Annotated in this window: 16 protein-coding genes and 1 pseudogene; 14 read left to right on the forward strand and 3 right to left on the reverse strand. The window is 63.8% G+C overall.

Features of this window, described 5'->3' with window-relative positions:
• The first annotated feature begins 12 nt into the window (after nucleotides 1-12).
• Nucleotides 13-1,968, forward strand: a complete 1,956-nt coding sequence (locus tag AC1DN9_RS16810) for a putative Ig domain-containing protein (protein ID WP_478102127.1) — start codon at nucleotides 13-15, stop codon at nucleotides 1,966-1,968.
• Nucleotides 1,969-2,036: 68 nt separating this feature from the next.
• Entirely contained in the window at nucleotides 2,037-2,426 is a 390-nt protein-coding gene (locus AC1DN9_RS16815; protein ID WP_478102381.1) for an alpha/beta fold hydrolase, read from the forward strand.
• A gap of 90 nt (nucleotides 2,427-2,516) precedes the next feature.
• Here the strand turns inward: AC1DN9_RS16815 and AC1DN9_RS16820 are convergent.
• Nucleotides 2,517-3,143: pseudogene (locus tag AC1DN9_RS16820) on the reverse strand (helix-turn-helix domain-containing protein); the annotation flags it as partial.
• Here AC1DN9_RS16820 and AC1DN9_RS16825 point away from each other — a divergent pair.
• On the forward strand, nucleotides 3,037-4,077 hold the full coding sequence (locus AC1DN9_RS16825; protein ID WP_478102129.1) for a catalase family peroxidase: 1,041 nt from the start codon (nucleotides 3,037-3,039) through the stop codon (nucleotides 4,075-4,077). The pseudogene AC1DN9_RS16820 and the gene AC1DN9_RS16825 sit on opposite strands and share 107 nt — an antisense overlap.
• Nucleotides 4,074-5,039 (forward strand): AraC family transcriptional regulator, encoded by a 966-nt coding sequence (locus AC1DN9_RS16830; protein ID WP_478102132.1) that lies wholly within the window; start codon nucleotides 4,074-4,076, stop codon nucleotides 5,037-5,039. The genes AC1DN9_RS16825 and AC1DN9_RS16830 overlap by 4 nt, the downstream gene beginning before the upstream one ends.
• Here the strand turns inward: AC1DN9_RS16830 and AC1DN9_RS16835 are convergent.
• Nucleotides 5,020-5,982 carry a helix-turn-helix domain-containing protein gene (locus tag AC1DN9_RS16835; protein WP_478102134.1) on the reverse strand — a complete coding sequence of 321 codons (963 nt, stop codon included), beginning with the start codon at nucleotides 5,980-5,982 and terminating at the stop codon, nucleotides 5,020-5,022. The genes AC1DN9_RS16830 and AC1DN9_RS16835 overlap by 20 nt on opposite strands.
• A 123-nt stretch (nucleotides 5,983-6,105) precedes the next feature.
• On the opposite strand from AC1DN9_RS16835, the gene AC1DN9_RS16840 reads away from it, so the two are divergent.
• Both AC1DN9_RS16840 and AC1DN9_RS16845 read left to right on the forward strand, forming a co-directional pair.
• The gene (locus AC1DN9_RS16840; protein ID WP_478102136.1) at nucleotides 6,106-6,693 is read left to right on the forward strand and encodes a VOC family protein; all 588 of its coding nucleotides are present in this window, start codon (nucleotides 6,106-6,108) and stop codon (nucleotides 6,691-6,693) included.
• Nucleotides 6,694-6,724: 31 nt separating this feature from the next.
• A complete protein-coding gene (locus tag AC1DN9_RS16845) occupies nucleotides 6,725-7,291 on the forward strand; it encodes a methyltransferase family protein (protein ID WP_478102138.1) in 567 nt (188 codons plus the stop codon).
• A 56-nt stretch (nucleotides 7,292-7,347) separates the two neighbouring features.
• Here the strand turns inward: AC1DN9_RS16845 and AC1DN9_RS16850 are convergent, their stop codons facing one another.
• A complete protein-coding gene (locus AC1DN9_RS16850) occupies nucleotides 7,348-7,731 on the reverse strand; it encodes a hypothetical protein (RefSeq protein ID WP_478102140.1) in 384 nt (127 codons plus the stop codon).
• 181 nt (nucleotides 7,732-7,912) lie between these two features.
• Here AC1DN9_RS16850 and AC1DN9_RS16855 point away from each other — a divergent pair, with 181 nt between their 5' ends.
• The 8 genes from AC1DN9_RS16855 (at nucleotide 7,913) to AC1DN9_RS16890 (ending at nucleotide 16,998) form a co-directional block, all read left to right on the forward strand.
• Nucleotides 7,913-8,557 carry a PepSY-associated TM helix domain-containing protein gene (locus tag AC1DN9_RS16855; protein WP_478102141.1) on the forward strand — a complete coding sequence of 215 codons (645 nt, stop codon included), beginning with the start codon at nucleotides 7,913-7,915 and terminating at the stop codon, nucleotides 8,555-8,557.
• A 19-nt stretch (nucleotides 8,558-8,576) separates the two neighbouring features.
• Nucleotides 8,577-9,098 carry a DUF2271 domain-containing protein gene (locus AC1DN9_RS16860; protein ID WP_478102142.1) on the forward strand — a complete coding sequence of 174 codons (522 nt, stop codon included), beginning with the start codon at nucleotides 8,577-8,579 and terminating at the stop codon, nucleotides 9,096-9,098.
• Between the two features lie 34 nt (nucleotides 9,099-9,132).
• Nucleotides 9,133-9,936, forward strand: coding sequence for a DUF4198 domain-containing protein (locus AC1DN9_RS16865; RefSeq protein ID WP_478102143.1), 804 nt, complete (start codon nucleotides 9,133-9,135; stop codon nucleotides 9,934-9,936).
• 5 nt (nucleotides 9,937-9,941) lie between these two features.
• Nucleotides 9,942-10,970, forward strand: a complete 1,029-nt coding sequence (locus AC1DN9_RS16870) for an FAD:protein FMN transferase (protein ID WP_478102144.1) — start codon at nucleotides 9,942-9,944, stop codon at nucleotides 10,968-10,970.
• Nucleotides 10,967-12,334, forward strand: a complete 1,368-nt coding sequence (locus AC1DN9_RS16875; protein ID WP_478102146.1) for a sulfite reductase subunit alpha — start codon at nucleotides 10,967-10,969, stop codon at nucleotides 12,332-12,334. The genes AC1DN9_RS16870 and AC1DN9_RS16875 overlap by 4 nt, the downstream gene beginning before the upstream one ends.
• Before the next feature lie 225 nt (nucleotides 12,335-12,559).
• Nucleotides 12,560-14,887, forward strand: a complete 2,328-nt coding sequence (locus tag AC1DN9_RS16880; protein WP_478102148.1) for a catecholate siderophore receptor Fiu — start codon at nucleotides 12,560-12,562, stop codon at nucleotides 14,885-14,887.
• A gap of 88 nt (nucleotides 14,888-14,975) precedes the next feature.
• The gene (locus AC1DN9_RS16885) at nucleotides 14,976-15,656 is read left to right on the forward strand and encodes a Fe2+-dependent dioxygenase (RefSeq protein WP_478102150.1); all 681 of its coding nucleotides are present in this window, start codon (nucleotides 14,976-14,978) and stop codon (nucleotides 15,654-15,656) included.
• 232 nt (nucleotides 15,657-15,888) lie between these two features.
• Nucleotides 15,889-16,998: a site-specific integrase gene (locus tag AC1DN9_RS16890; RefSeq protein WP_478102152.1), complete on the forward strand. Its 1,110-nt coding sequence runs from the start codon at nucleotides 15,889-15,891 to the stop codon at nucleotides 16,996-16,998.
• Nucleotides 16,999-17,099 lie beyond the last annotated feature (101 nt).

Genomic DNA, 17,099 nt, shown 5'->3' on the forward strand with positions numbered 1-17,099 from the left:
ACGGAGACTGAAATGAAGAACGCGACGTGGCAAGTCGCGCCCGGCCTTCTGGCATGGGTGCTCAGTTTTCTCGCAATCCTGTGCGTGAGTTCATGCGGAGGAGGCGGTGGCGGCTTCAGTTTTCCGATTGGCGGTGCCGGTTCGGTCACGGTGCCGCCCGCGGGTCTGCACTACGTGCGCGATACGGTCGTCTACCCGATGGGCCAGCCGATCGAACCCAATGTCCCGAGCAGCAGTGGCGGAAGGATCCTGCGCTACGCAGTGTTTCCGGCGCTGCCGGACGGCCTCCAGATCGATCCGACGAGTGGCGTCGTCAGCGGCACACCGCGCGTGCTGGCCGCTCCGGCGACCTACACCGTCAGGGGCGCCAACTTCGAGGGTTTGGTCACGACGCGCCTGCAGATCTCGGTCGTTGCCAAGGCAGAGCCGCCCTCGAACTTGAACTACGGAAATCAGGATGCCGAGTACACGATCGGTCAGCCCATTCCGCCGAACCATCCGTCACTGTCGGGCGGTGACGTCAGCGGCTTTGCCGTGCAGCCCGCGTTGCCCGACGGATTGGTGATGGACCCCATCACCGGCGTCATCTCCGGCACGCCCAGCCGCGTCGCCGCAAGAACCAGTTTCACAGTGACTGCGAGCAACAGTGCCGGCTCGACCACGACCACGCTGCAGATTCAGGTGGTCGACCTGCGCTTGCCGCCCACCTCGCTGGGCTATCAGTATTCGATGGCCTTGTACTCGGTGGGCACTCCCATCTCGCCCAACTACCCATACAGCACCGGCGGTGCGATCAGCGTGTTTGCGGCAAACACTCCGCTGCCTGCGGGGCTGAGCATCGACGCCGTGTCCGGTGTCATCTCCGGTACGCCACTCAACGATCAGGCTGCGGCCGACTACCTTGTGACGGGCGGCAATGAGGTGGGCTCGGTCACGACCATCGTGAACATCACGGTCGTAGGTGCGGGCACATCGACATCGATCGCCCCGATGAGCCACGCTCGCACCAGCCATACCGCGACCCTGCTGCCCAATGGCAGAGTGCTGGTCGCCGGGGGCTACGACGACGCCGGCACTCTGGCCACGGCAGAGTACTTCGATCCTGGTGCCGGCGTTTGGGTGGGAGTTGGCTCCATGCGCGATGCGCGCTTCTTTCACACGGCCACCCTGCTGCCGAATGGCCGGGTGCTGGTGGCGGGCGGGGAGTACAGCGGCGGCGATTGGGCGACCGCCGAACTCTTCGATCCCGCGACCGGCGTGTGGACGCCGACCGATTCGATGAGCGTTGCTCGCAGCGGCCATATCGCGACCCTTCTTCCGAATGGCAAGGTCCTGGTGGCGGGCGGGTTCGATGGCGCCTCCTATCTCACCACGGCAGAGCTTTACGACCCCGCCACAGGCCACTGGACGGCAACCGCCGCCATGAGCGCAGCGCGAAGCGTCTTCACCGCGACGCTGTTGCCAAATGGCACGGTGCTGGTTGCGGGAGGATTCGCCGGCACCGGTGCCATTGCCAGCGCGGAACGCTACGACCCCGTCGCCGGCCAGTGGTTGGCGACCGACGCCATGGCGACCGCTCGCCTGACCCACACTGCGACCCTGCTGCCAAGTGGCAAGGTGCTCGTCGCAGGCGGATTCGGCGGTGGTACCTCACTTGCCTCGGCGGAACTCTACGACCCAGGCGCCGGCCACTGGACGCCGACCGCCTCCATGAGCACTCCACGCACCGGCGATACCGCGACGCTCATGTTCGATGGCAGGGTGCTGGTCGCGGGCGGCTACGACAACGACGTCACTCTGGAGACGGCCGAGCGCTACGACCCTGCGGCCGGGCAGTGGACGATGACCGGATCTTTGCACTCGCCGCGTTACTTCCACACTGCGACCCTGCTGTCGAATGGCAATGTGCTGATCGCAGGAGGATACGACCTCGGCTCTCTCGCTTCGGCGGAATTGAGCGCTCCGTAGGACCGAGACAAAGGACGCGCATTTCTTGATAGCACCCGCGGGCGCCGCAGGCGGAGGTCGAGAGCATCGTGCTGATGGACGCGTTCTTGCCCGGCGTCGGGGACTGGCAGAAAGTCTGGCTGTTGCGCGACAAGTGGCATTTCAACTTCTACGGAGAGACACCGGAAAAACTCGTGAAAGGCCGCGAGCGCATCTATCTGGAGCACTTCTGGAACGGCTTCGCGGCCGACTCCAGGGCATTCGATTCCCGAAGCCGACCGCCGCTACCGATGCCCATGCCGATGCTCGTGCTCGGCGGCGAGAAGGCATCCCGCGAGTTCCTTGTCACGCAGGGGCGGCTGGTCGCCAGTCATGTGGAAGGTGTGGTGGTCCCGGGCGCGGGCCACTGGCTGATGGAAGAGGCGCTGCAAGCGACGAGGGATGCGCTGACCCGCTTCTTGAACAGCCCAACGCCTTGAACTGAAGGCACCCGCAGCCACCGTGTCAGCGGCGGTGCTTGCGGCGATAGACACGCGGCGTTTCACCGACCAGATGCCGAAGGTCCGCGCGAAATGACTCTGGCAGTAGAAGGCGACATCGAGCGCGATGTCGGCGAGCGGGCGGTCGGTGTTCTCGAGCAGGCGCGTCGCGAGATCGATACGCCTCCGCAGCACGTAGCGATAAGGCGGCGTCCCGACACTCTGCTTGAAGGCACGTGCGAAATGCGGCGGCGAAAGGCCCGCGAGCCCGGCCATCGTCGCGAGGTCGATCTTTTCGGCGAGACGCGCTTCCCCGTGTTCACGGACCCGTCGCAGTGCGCGTGGCGCAAGGCCGCCACGCGGAGGGTCGAGATGAATCACGGGATCTCCATGCGTCACGCGATTCAGTGTTTCCATGGGACCTCCGATGCTGGGCGACGGCGTCGCGTCGGGCCGAGCGTATCGACGCATACATGCCTGTTGGAGAGTTTGGCACGCAGAGGACAGACACGTCGGTGTGCTGGCAGTTTCAGCACAAACCGGCGCGCGCTTTGGGCGAAGAATGACTCTCGCCGCGACGGTGCGGCCCAACCTGCAAGGAGTTCCTACCATGTGCGATCCGGCCGACGACCTCAACAAGATGCCTCTTCGAGCGGCGCAACTCAGCATCGCTGTTGCCTTGACCATCAGTGGCCTGATGGCCGCAACGCTGCCCATTCCGGCTGCTGCCGCGCCGGAGACGATAGTTCCGAACCAGTCACCAAAGGACCTTGTGGACGCATTGCACACGGCCTTCGGCGAGCACCATGCCCGCGCGGTCCACGCCAAAGGCATCATCCTTCAAGGCAGCTTCGCGCCGGCCCAGGGCGCCAAGGCGCTTTCCAAGGCACCGATCTTCGCGGGTGGCGTATACCCGGTGACGGTGCGCTTCTCGGACTTCACCGGTATTCCGGACGTCCCTGACAACATCCCCGAAGCGAACCCGCGTGGCTTCGCCGTCAAGATCAAGGCCAAGGACGGTGAAGCCTTCGACGTGGTCACGCACAGTTTCAACGGATTTCCGACGTCGAACAGCGACGAGTTCGCGGCCTTGCTGCGCAGTGTCGGAGCCAGCGGGCCGGATGCCCAACACCCGACACCGGTGGAGCGCTTCCTGGCCACGCATCCGGTCGCCAAGACTTTCCTCACGACGCAAAAGCCGCCGCCTGTTTCCTATGCAACGGCCGCCTACTTCGGTGTGAACTCGGTCAAGTACACCAACGTTGACGGCAAGTCGACCCACGTACGCTATCGCTTCGTTCCGCGTGCGGGCGAGCACTATCTGTCACCTGACGAGGCCAAGGCGAAAGGGCCGGATTACCTGCGCGAAGAACTCGCCCAGCGCGTCGCGAAAGGTCCTGTCGTCTTCGACTGGTATGCCCAGGTCGCCGACAGCGGCGACAAGATCGATGACCCATCGATCGCCTGGCCGGACAACCGGAAGCTCGCCAAGCTGGGAACCATCACCATCAAGTCGCTGGCCGCCGACCCGGCAACGGACAAGCAGACGCTCTTTCTCCCGGGGCAGCCGCACGCAGGAATCGAAGCCGCCGATCCCATGCTGACGCTGAGGACCTCGGCGTATCCCATCTCGTTCGGCGCGCGGCAGTGAGTCCTGGTCGCCCGCTGGAGGTGGTGCGCTGGTCCACCCAGGCGGTGCCGGCGGCGCAACGATTCGAGTATTTCTCCGAGGCACTGTCGTCCGCGTTGATACCGATGCATGCGGCGTGCGACACGCCGCTCTTGCTTCAAACGGACATCGAATCGGTCACGCTGGAGGGACTCACCGTCATCCGGCAGGTCGGAACGGCGCACCGCTCGTTCCGCCGCGCCACGGACTTGCGCCGCGATCTGGTGCACACCTACCACCTGATCGTGAATCTGGCGACGGAATGGACCATCGAACATCGCACGCGGCTGCAACTGCGGCCCGGCGACGCCGTGCTGACCGACTCCCGCTTCGGGCACGAGATCGACATTCACCACGATTTCGACGTGATCCACCTCAAGCTCGAAGAGGATTGGGTGCATCGATGGCTGCCGGACCCGCGCATGCTCGTGGGCCGCGTCATCCCCAGGGACGCCGGGTGGGGCCACGCGCTGGCCAGTTTCGCCTCGGCGCTGTCACCGCAATGGGTGTCGACGGCGCCCATCGCACCACGGCTCGTTGCCGATCAATTGGGCGCACTGCTGTCGCTGATCGGCGCGCAGGTTGGCGACTCTGCCTGCAAACCATCCGCTGCCGAAAGCGCGCTCCGGGAAAAGATCAAAGCTTGCATCGCACTGCGTTGCACCGATCCTCTGCTCGATGTCGACGCGGTGGCCGCCGCGCTGCGGCAACCTGCAATGACCGTTGAGCGCACGCTGCTCGCATTCGGCGAGAGCTTCCAAGCCGTATTGGTTTCGGCGCGCGTGGACTCGGCCGTACGTATGCTCGAATCGCGCACATTCCGGTCCATCGGCGTTGAGGAGATCGCTGCGCGCGCAGGCTTTTCGGGGACTGCCGCGATGTCCCGGGCCGTTCGGCGCCTGCATGGGCGCACCCCGGCCGAAATCAGGCGCGACGATTTCTGATCTGACCTGGATTCACGCCGAAGCGGCGTCGCATCGTCTGCGAAAAATGCGAAGGATTGCGAAAGCCCGCGCGGCGACCGATCTGTTCGAGGGTGAGGCGGTCCATTGCCGGCGACTGGAGCATGCGCATGGCCGTCTCGCAACGCGCCACGATGAGGACTGTGCCGAAGGCCTCTCCATGCGCTGCCAGCGCACGATGCAGAGTGCGCTGCGAGACATTGAGCGAGCTCGCAACCTGGGTCGCATCGAGTTCCATCTCCGTGCATCGCTGCGCAATGCAATCGTGGATGCGCTCGCGCAGTCCCGCAGTTGACGGCGATGCCGGCACCTGGGCGGCGGTGAGCTCGTGGGCCGTCAGCGCCAGAAGCGATCCGATCTGATCGGCAAGCACCTTGGCGGGCAACGGCGACGACACGGCAAGCTCGGGCGAAAGCTCCCTGGCAAAGGCGACCATCGCCCGACCCCAAGGCGATTCGCGCGGCAAGGCACGACCCAGCAGGGCATCGGGATTGGGCACCCACGTGCGCAGCCAGTCAGGGCTCAGCTTGACGTGGAGGTGCGCATGGTCGTCGCCCAGCCCGAAGCGATGGCCGTAGCGCGAATCGACAAGCACCGCGTCGCCCGCCAACAGCCGGATGTTGCTGCGGTGCTCGAGATCGCAGCGCGCGCTCCGGTTCACGATCAGGTGATAGCTGTGCTCGCTGCTTCGCGCGATTTCCGAATGCCCGCGGACCGCCTTGTGCCCACTCCCGCCTGTCTGCAGGATGGTGATCGAGCCGAGCTCGGCCATCCTGACGTGAGCGTGGAACGGCCCGCTTGCCGCCCCGTGCACCGACATGGGCGTCAGCGAGGACGAGACCGCATCGGCAAAGTAATCTAGCCGCGCGGCGGCGGCGACCTGGTTGGTCGACCAGATGCGTATCGCGGGAAGGGAGGCGTTCATGCGCCGCCGATGATGTCGGCGGCGTTAGGCGAAGTCAATCTTGGATCGCGAGTACGCATTCCAAAATACATCCGAAGATGCTAGTGTCCGCTGCTGTCTCGCAGCACTTGAATGGGAATCGAGATGACAGAAGCGCCCCGCATCCGTCCGGCCAAGTTCGTCCACGTGGTCTATCGCACCTATCGTTTCGACGAGATGATCCGGTGGTATCAGACCGTGCTGGACGCCAAGATCCGGCACCATAACCCGGGGCTTGCCTTCGTCAGCTATGACGACGAGCACCATCGCGTCGCTTTCCTGAACCTCTCGGTATTCGCGCCGGATGGACCGAGGCGCAGGCAGGACCTGGTCGGCGTCGATCATGTGGCCTACACCTATGCGTCATTGCGCGACCTTGCAGAGAACTACGCCCAACTGAAGGAGCTCGGCATCCTGCCGTACTGGTGCCTGCATCACGGCATCACCGTGTCGCTGTACTACGGGGACCCCGACGGAAACCGGATGGAGTTTCAGGTCGACGCCTATTCGACCAACGAGGAGGCCAGCGCCTTCATGGAAGGCCCGGGGTTCGCGCAGAATCCGATCGGCGTGGAATTCGATCCCGACGAGCTGGTCGCGCGACTGCGCGCCGGGGAGCCGGAGTCGACCTTCCTGCATCGCACCGTGCATCTGCCGGTGGCCCCGCTGCGCCATCCGGCCGTTGCCGACTGACCGTCTTCTCAAGTTTCGTCCAACGAAGCGGATGCTTCTCCCCTTTGCGGCCTACGGACCCACTTTCGTCGTCGTGAGTTCGGCGCTCCTTTACTTGTCGCGCGGAGCCATCAGGCGTCCGCGGTCTCACGGCTTCTATCGGTTCTTTGCGTGGGAGTGCATCCTCGGGCTGATCTGGATCAACCTGCCTGTGTGGGGTGACGATCCGCTCACGCCGCGGCAACTGGTGGCGCTGGTGCTCTTCATCACCTCGATCTGGCTTCCGCTGCACGCGTTTGTTCTGTTGAGGCGTTTCGGTCATCCGAGTGAAGAAGCACGCAAGGATGACGCCCTGATCGGATTCGAGAAGACGACCAGTCTGGTGACTGTCGGCGCGTTCCGCTTCATTCGCCACCCGATGTACACCGCGCTGATCTGCCTGACGTGGGGCATCTTCCTCCAGCGGTTCACATGGCTGGGGCTCGTGCTGGCGATGACGGCGACGGCCCTGCTCTTCATTACGGCGTTTCGCGAAGAGCAAGAGTGCCTCGCGCATTTCGGCGAAGCGTACCAGGACTACATGCGCCGTACGCGTCGATTTGTGCCGTTCGTGTTGTAGCGCGCAACAGTGATCGCGATCGTTAGTGCAGTGCGTCTGCCGACGGAAGCGGCAAATTAAATCTCGCGCCACGCGTCAATGCAGTGAGCGGCGAGTGCGGTGACCCAGAAGGGCTCATCCGGAACGAAGGCGATTCCGAACTTCGGAGAAATGAGAAAGCCCGCTTTCTCGAACACCGTCGAATCCGTGATTCGAATGAAGGACGCCAGTGCGGCAAACGGCACTGACAGATTGCCGATATTCACCACGGGTGCTTTCAGGGTGATCTCTTCCAACCTGCCGCAGTCCTGGAATCGGTAGACGACGGATTCGTAGTCGAGCTCATGGAGTCCGATGTCGTTCCGGCATGTGGTCCTCGGCTGGCCTCTGGTCTTCACGATCTCTTCTCTGGAGGCCGAGAAAGGCGTTTCATCGACGCGAACGAACGGATCCAGCTTCATGACGGTTGCAGTATGCGCCCCGCCATCCTCGCCTTTACCAAACTTCATCTGCTATCAATGTCATAGCGTCATATATCGGCAGGTTCAGGGCTTCACGGGCGGGTATGACCATTTTTCAGGGCAAAGTCACTTCCGCGAATAACATTCATTCTCATTTGTGAGACTAGAATCGGCGCCTCAAATGATCGCCACGTCTCCTGACAACCGCCGCCGCGCCTATTGGCTCAAGACCCTGCACGAATGGCATTGGGTCAGTTCGGCGGTCTGCCTGATTGGAATGATGATGTTCGCCGTCACGGGATTCACGCTCAATCACGCAGCAGGCATCGAGGCAAAACCCCGCATCACGAGTCGTACGGGCACGGTTGATTCCGCATTGCGCGAGCGACTTGTGCAGCAGGCTTCCGCGGTCAAGGCGCGGAAGGGCAAGTCGGAGCTCCCCGACGAACTTCAGGCGTGGGTGCGCCGGCAATGGGCCATCGAGACCTCGGGCCGCGAAGCCGAATGGTCGGATGACGAAATCTATCTTTCGCTGCCGCGTCCCGGCGGCGACGCCTGGCTGCGGGTCGGCCTTGCCGATGGGGAGGCCGAATACGAGCGCACGGATCGCGGCTGGCTGTCCTACTTGAACGATCTGCACAAAGGCCGCAACACAGGTGCGGCCTGGAGTTGGTTCATCGACATCTTCGCGGCCGCCGCGCTGGTGTTCTCGATCACAGGCTTGTTCATCCTCAAGATGCACGCCGGCAACCGGCCTTTCACATGGCCGATGGTGGGTATGGGCCTGGTGATACCGATGCTGCTCGCATTGCTGTTCATCCATTGATCTCAGGAGAAAGGTTTCCGTGCAAGTTCGCTATTCGCTCGCCCTCGCCGCGCTGTTCGGCGCACCGGCCTTTGCGGCGGGTCTCTCGGTCAACATCGAAGTCCCGCGCCTCAATGTCGCGGAGTACCACCGCCCCTATGTCGCTGCCTGGATCGAGCGCCCCGACCAATCGGTCGCGACGACGCTTGCCGTCTGGTACGACATCAAGAACAAGGGGAATGCCGAGGGCGAAGGCACCAAGTGGCTCAAGGACTTGCGCCAGTGGTGGCGGCGGACGGGCCGCGAATTGCAGATGCCCGTCGATGGCGTGAGCAGCGCGACCCGGCCGGTGGGCAAGCATGAGCTCAGTTTCACCGAGGGTTCGGTGGCGTTGCCCAAGCTTGCACCGGGCGCCTACAAGCTCTACGTCGAAGCGGCGCGCGAGGTGGGCGGACGCGAAATCGTCAGCATCCCCTTCCAGTGGCCGCCGACGCAGGGCGATCAGCCCGCTGTCACGGGCAACAGCGAACTGGGCGACATCAAGCTCGAACTCCGGCCCTGATCTGATCATTACTTAGCCACCAAGGGGATTCACCATGAAGTCTGCTTTCCGTACCGCGGCCATCGCGCTTGCTCTTTCCGCCGGCACTGCCGCGGTCCAGGCACACAACGTGTGGCTGCTGCCGTCGAGCACCGTCCTGTCCAAGGGAGACTGGATCACGGTCGATGCGGCCGTCTCGAACGATCTGTTCTTCTTCAATCACAACCCGCTCGGACTCGACAACCTCAGCATCACGGCGCCCGACGGCAGTGCGGTCGCGGCGGAGAACATCCACAAGGGCAAGCTGCGCAGCGTGTTCGACCTGAACCTCGCGCAGCCCGGTACCTATCGGATCGCGGTGCTCAACGATGGCGTCTTCGCGCGCTGGAAGGACAAGGCCACCGGCCAGGTGAAGCGTGCCCGCGGTACGCCTGCCAGCATCGCCGGTCAGATTCCGGCCGACGCGCAGGAGGTCGAGGTGACGCAATCGGCAGGACGCATCGAGACCTTCGTGACGGTTGGCAAGCCGAGCACGCTGAAGCCGATCGGAAAGGGCCTTGAGCTTGTCGCGGCCAATCCGACGGACTTGGTCAAGGGCGAGAAGGCCACCTTTGCGTTGCAGATCGACGGACAGCCCGCGAAGGACATCGAAGTCAACGTGACGCCCGGCAACACGCGCTACCGCGACAAGGTCGACGAGGTCGCGATCAAGACCGATGCCAAGGGACAGTTCACCGTGACGTGGCCGCAGGCTGGCATGTACTGGCTCGAAGCCACCACCAAGGATGGCAAGACCTCGGTACCGCAGGCCAAGGAGCGGCGTCTGACTTACGCCGCAACGCTGGAAGTGATGCCCTGAGCCCATTGGAGAACCCGCCCGCGCAGCGCATTTCATTCGCGACGTGGCGTGCGGGCGGCTATGCGAACGCCGCCGCGCCGCGACGAGCCGACCCCGTCACCTTGCAGACCCTGGCGGGTCGGAGCATGGGCACGACGTGGTCGGTGCGCATGGACAATCGCGCGATGATGCCGCTCCCCGCCGTCCGGGCGAACGTGGAGGCTGCGTTGCAGCGCGTGATCGCGCAGATGAGCACCTGGGAGTCCGAATCGGACATCAGCCGCTTCAACCGGGCCACCGCGGGCAGCCAGCACGCCATCGAAGCGGAGTTCGCCGAAGTGCTCGCGTGTGCAATTCATTGGGCCTCGGCGAGTGGCGGAGCCATCGATCCGACCATTGGCCCGCTCGTTGCTTTGTGGGGATTCGGGCCACACGCTTCCGCGTCAGTGGCTGTGCCCGATCAAGCTGAAATCGCCACGGCGCGTGCGCGCGTGGGATGGCAACGCTTGAAGGTCGACGAGGCGGACCGCTCGATCCTGCAGCCCGGCGGCTGCACCCTCGACCTTTCTGGAATTGCCAAGGGATTCGCGGTCGACCATGTCGCTGCCGCCCTGCACGATACAGGTCTCCGCGATTTCCTGGTCGAGATCGGGGGAGAACTTCGCGCGGCAGGTCGGCGGCCCGGCGGCGAGCCATGGCAGGTGATGATCGAAACGATGCCCGGGCTGACTCGGCGGATTGCACTGGCCGACATGGCCATCGCCACGTCGGGGGATCGCTGGCATGTGCATGACCGCGGTGGGCGGCGCTGGTCGCACACCATCGATCCGCGCTCGGGTGAACCCTTGTGCAATGCGATTGCATCCGTGTCCGTGCTGCACCCGCAATGCATGCAGGCAGATGCGCTCGCGACGGTGCTCACCGTGCTGGGCCTCGACGAAGGGCTCGCCTTCGCGCGGCGGCACAAGATCCCCGCATTGTTCGTACTGCGCGAGGGCGCCGGTTACATCGAGCGAACGAGCGAGTGGTGGCCGGCTGGGGCGCGTGCCGCATGAGCGAGCCCACGGTGCGAGCGCTGGCCGCGTGCGCGACCGCGCTCGCGTACACGATGCTGTGCCTGGCTGTGTATTTCCGGCAGCGCCAGATGCGAATCGCCAACGCGCAAGCAGCCTCGGCGTTCGCCGGCAGTGACACCAGCGAAGCTGCACTCGTACTCTTCGCAAGCCAGACTGGACAGGCCGAAGCGCTGGCATGGCAGACGGCGCGATGGCTCCATGAAGGCGGTATGCCGGCGCAGTTGATGCCGCTCAACAAGGTCGACGCCAACACGCTGCGCAACGCGCGCCGGGCATTCTTCATCGCCAGCACCTACGGCGAAGGCGACCCACCGGACGGCGCGAGCGTTTTCACCGAGCAAGTGATGGGCAGCGCACCTGACTTCTCTTCTCTCCGGTATGCAGTCCTTGCCTTGGGAGATCGTCAGTACGCCAATTTCTGCGCGTTCGGCCGCCTGCTCGACGAGTGGTTGCATGCCCGAGGTGCGATTCGGCATTTCGGCCGGATCGAAGTCGACAACGGAGATCCGGCCACGCTCGCGGCCTGGGAGGCCCAATGCAGCGGCGTTGAAGCGGTTTCCATCCCGTCCGCGTCTCCCTCGGGCACGGCGACACGCTGGCGTCTCGCTGCGCGCACTTTGCTGAATGCGGGCAGCGCGGGCGCGCCCGTCTTTGAATTGGCTTTTGCGCCTTTGGCCGAATCGCTGCCAACTTGGGAATCGGGAGACATTGCGCAGATCACGCTCGCAAAGGATCCTGGCAGTCCCCGGGACTACTCGATCGCCTCGGTGTGCGCCGATGGCAAACTGCAACTCCTCGTTCGCCAGGAGCGGCATCCCGACGGTTCGCTCGGCGCCGCATCGGGGCTTTTGACCTCGACACTGGCCATTGGCGACACAGTGGAATTCCGTATCCGGCCGCACCGCAATTTCCGACTCGACGGCAATGCCGAACGCCCGCTGATCCTCATCGGCAACGGGACGGGCCTGGCCGGCCTGCGCGGCCATCTTCGCGCAAGGGTTGTGGCGAAGGAGAACGACAACTGGCTGATCTTTGGTGAGCGCAACGCGGAGTACGACTTCCTCTGCCGCGATGAGATCGAGGCGTGGCGCCATCAGGGCGTCCTGAAGCGGATCGACATGGTGTTCTCGCGCGACCAGGAGCAGCGGATCTACGTGCAGCATCGCCTGCTCCAGGCCCACGACGAAGTGCGTGGTTGGGTCGACCGAGGTGCGGCGATCTATGTCTGCGGGAGCATGCAGGGGATGGCATCCGGCGTCGACGCGGCTCTGCGCCAGATCGTCGGTGCAGAGCGAATGAGTGAGCTCGCGGGCAAGGGCCGTTATCGGCGCGACGTCTACTGAAATCGCACGCGTCGTTGCTTGCTAGCAACATTGCGCAACAAATCGTCCTGAATTTCTACACAAAGATGAACGGCAGGTGAAGTTTTGTATTGCGAGTCATTATCATTTGCATCGGACTCGCATTTCATCGCGACTCAGCTCACCCAGCCAATCCCAGACGCCTAGCCGGCGTTCGTCGGGACCCGCCAGTGAAGTTCTCATTTCTTTCCTTTTCGGAGAACCTTCATGGCCTACATCAAGAGCCGCAAGCATGCTGTTGCACGCGCCTTGCCCCCGTTCGGCAGCGCCGCAGCCGCCACTCTCTTTGCACTGACACTGCCCGTTTCCGCGCAGACCTCGACCAACACCCTCAAGGAAGTTCGCGTCGAAGCGGACACCCCCGCCACTGAGTTGAAGGTCGACAACTCGGCCAGTCCCAAGTTCACAGCGCCGCTCGTCGACACGCCGCAGACCGTCCAGATCATTCCTCAAGTGCTGATGCGAGAGCAAGGCGCCACGACGCTGTCCGAAGCCCTGCGCAATACCCCCGGCGCCGGCGCCTTCTACCTCGGCGAGAACGGCAGCACCAGCACGGGCGACTCGATCTACATGCGCGGCTTCGACGCCTCGAGCAGCATCTTCGTGGACGGCATCCGCGACATGGGCTCGATCACGCGCGACGTGTTCAACATCGATCAGGTCGAGGTCGTGAAGGGGCCATCCGGCACCGACGTCGGACGCACCTCGCCGACCGGCTACATCAACATGATCTCCAAGCAGCCGAACATGGAAGACGCCTTCCTGGGCTCCATCGGCTTCGGCAGCGGCGACTACAAGCGCGGCACCATCGACTGGAACAAGGTCATCACCAATACCGACGGCTCGGGCGCGGCGTTCCGCCTGAACGCGGTCATGGATGACTCCGGCGTGGCCGGCCGCGATGAAATTACCACCAAGCGCTGGGGCGTTGCACCGTCGATTGCGATCGGTCTGAACACGCCGACGCGCTTCTACTTCAACTATCTGCACATGGACCAGAGTGGAGTGCCGGATGGCGGTGTGCCGACCGTCGGTCTGCCGGGCTATACGAGTCCGGATCCCAAGCGGCAATTCCTGAGCTTCGCGTCGCCGGTGGACCCGTCGAATTTCTACGGCACGACTTCGGACTTCAACAATGTGACCGCCGACATGTTCACGGCGCGCGTCGAACACAACGTCACGCCCGACGTCATCCTGCGCAACACGACCCGCTACGGCAAGACGTCGCAGGACTACATGCTGACCTCGTTCATGGGTTCGGCGGCGAACCTGTTGACCCCTGTCGTCGCGAACCCGAACACCTGGACCATCGCGCGGAGCAATCCCACGAACAAGGACCAGACCAACGAGCTGTTCACCAACCAGACCAACGTCTCCGCCAAGTTCAACACGGGCTCGGTCGGACACACGATGAACGCCGGCCTGGAATTGATCCGCGAAGAGCAGACCAGCTTGGGCTTCTTCGGCCCCAATGTCACTCCCGCCTCGGGCGCGCCTTTCAATACCGGCGCCTGGCCGGCAGCCAACCTCTACAACCCCAACCCGAACGTCATCGGCTTCCGCCGTACACCGAGCGGCGCGGACAGCGTCGGCTCCACCGACACCGTTGGCCTGTATGCGTTCGACACCGCAAAGCTGAACGAGCAATGGCAATTGACCGGCGGCGTGCGCTACGACCACTACAGCACTGACTACCGTGCCTCGACGCTGTCGACTGCCGCCGCCAATCCGAAGCTGCCAGTCGGAACGCTGATCCCTTCGTCGCTGTCGACCTCCGACGGCCTGTGGTCCGGCAAGCTCGGCGTGGTGTACAAGCCCGCGGAGAACGGCAGCATCTACGCTGCTTGGGGCACCTCGGCCCAGCCCCCGGGCGGCGCCAACTTCGCGTTGGCGGCCAGCGGCACAGGCAATAGCGCCTCGCGGACCGACTTCAAGCCCCAGGAAGGCACAACCTACGAGGTGGGCACCAAGTGGGACGTACTGCACAACAAGCTCGCTTTGACGGCTGCGCTCTACCGTACGGAGATCAAGAACGAGGTGGTGCAGGATCCGACCTCGCTGCAGTACTACCAGACCGGCAAGAAGCGGGTGCAGGGCATTGAACTCGGCGCGGCGGGGGCAATCACCGACAACTGGGGTGTCAGCGCCGGCTTCACGACCATGGATACGGAAGTGCTGAGTGGTCCCGCGATCACGGCCAGCGGCGAGAACGTATTGACCTACACGCCCAAGAACGCATTCACGCTCTGGACCAGCTATCAATTCCCGTTCGGGCTGACACTCGGCGGCGGTGCGCGCTACAACGGCAAGCTGAGCCGCGGTACCGACGGCGCCATCGGCACCCCGGCCTACGCCGAAGCCTACTGGGTGTTCGATGCGATGGCTTCCTACCGAATCACCAAGAACATCGAGCTTCAGCTGAATATCTACAACCTGTTTGACCAGGAATACGTCTCGGCCATCAACAAGAGCGGTTACCGCTACACGCCGGGCATTCCGCGCTCTGCACGCCTGACGGCCAACTTCGCGTTCTGACGCGGATCAACGAGTTCGCGCCTGAGCGGTGCGACACTCGTGCCCCGGCCTCACGGTCGGGGCTTTTTCGTTCCGAGGAATCTGCAAGATGATGCTGCATGTACCCGACGTTCTGAGTGCGGAGCAGGTTCGCGAGATTCGTGCTGCCCTGGATGCGGCCGATTGGGTGGATGGGCGGGAATCCGTCGGCGCGCAAGGCGCCCGGGTCAAGCGCAACCGACAGTTGCCCGAGCAATCGCCTGTGGGCCGGGAATTCGGCAAGACCATCCTGGGTGCGCTGGCTCGCAATCAGCTCTTCTTCTCCGCGGCACTGCCGCTTCGCTTCGTGCCGCCGATGTTCAACCGCTATGAGGGCGGTGAGCACTACGGGTTGCATGTCGACGGATCGGTACGCATGGTGCCAGGCACCGGCCAACAGTTGCGGACCGATCTCTCTTGCACGCTGTTCCTTTGCGATCCGGACGATTACGACGGCGGTGAACTCGAGGTGGTCGACACCTATGGCACGCACGAGGTCAAGCTCCCTGCCGGCGACCTGATCCTGTATCCGTCGACAAGCCTCCATCGCGTGCACCCCGTCACTCGGGGCGAGCGTATCTGCTCGTTTTTCTGGCTCCAAAGCATGATTCGCGACGATCGCCAGAGAGGCATGCTTTTCGATCTGGACCAGGTGATCCAGAAGCTGCGCGCCCGCGTGGGCGAGTGCGATGAGACGGTGGCGCTGACAGGCCAGTATCACAACCTGCTGCGGATGTGGTCCGAGGTCTGAGAGGGCGCTGTCCGGGCGCAGCGCAAGATGCGCTGGAACAAGTAGGCTATCGCGTGTTGGCGCGGTATATCATTAAGCAAACAACCCACAATACCTTCCACCCCACTCGAGCGACACGCTCTACCCACCCCCGCGCCACCCCCTCCCGTCTACAAGAAATGGCTCTCGCAAGCGCCCAACTGATTCACTCATTCGTGATATACCGCGCATCTGATCCCCCATCGGATACCGCATGTCACGCACCATCGCCATAAGTTCCGCCAAGGCCGACGACCTGCCATGGTTGCAGAACCCCATCGAAGCCCATCGGCAATGGCGCTCGACGCTGAGTTGGAAGCGCGGCACGGAAACGAACGATGCCGACGCGCCCCTCTACACAGAGCACAGCAATAACCTCTACCGTTCGTTCTGGGGCAAGTTCTGCCGTTGGCTAGCGGGCCGATCGCTGAGACTCGACAAAGTCCAACAGGCGCACATCGAGTCCTTCCTCCAAGCGCTCGAGGGCCGCGGCAATGCCCCGGCCAGTGTGCGCACCATGCGGACCTACCTCGCCGAGATCAACCGCGTGTTCACGCATCTGCATGCGGTAGGCGTCGTTGACAGCAACCCGGCCGCCGCCGTGCTGGCCCGAAAGCGCAGCAGGCCGGAGACACGGTTCGAGACCGACCCGCCGCTCCCTCCCAGCCCGGCCTTCCTCATCGACTACGAGAAGATGGCCAGGAAGATGTTCAACGAGGAACGCGCCCTGCTCCCGAACGCGTGGACGCCGGCACGCAACTTCGCGCTGCGCCTGATCGTGGCGGAGTGCGGGCTGAAGCTCACCGAAGTCTGCAAGCTCATCCCGCGCAACATCACCATTCAACACGACGGCACGGTGGTAATCCGTTCGCCGGGACATCGGCAGGTCGCCACACGCGCGCTGGCCGGTCGGTCGATGCTGGCAAAAGCCCTGCAAGGCTGGCTGGACCAGCGTAGCGGCCTGCAGATCGTCCAGACTCGGCGTGATCACGAAGAAGGCGGTCGCCGCTCGAATCGCCTGTTTCTCGGTCAGGCCGAAAAGGTGCAATCGGCTGACCTGATCGGAGGCGGCCTCGGCGCCGCATGCAGCCCGGTAGCGCCCGACCTGGCCGAGCGCGTCGTGACGAGCTGCGTGAAGCGCACGCTCGAGGCGCTGGGCCACCAGGCCGCATTCCATGGGCCGCAGCTTGTGCGCAACGCCTATGCGGCACGCCTGATTCGCGGCGGCATGAGCGACGCCGAGGTGTCCGACCAGCTCGGGATGAAGACGACGTTCACAGCGCGGGCGATCCGCGAGAAGCTGCAACTGCAACCGCCGCCGTGACCGGCGACCGACGGTGACCGGAAGCCGTCCAACCTTCGAGTTTGTCAAGGGCTTCATACAAAGCTTGAGCCTTCGCGTGACAGCTACTATCCTGTCCGACA

The organism is Variovorax sp. 05L425, assembly GCF_056397705.1.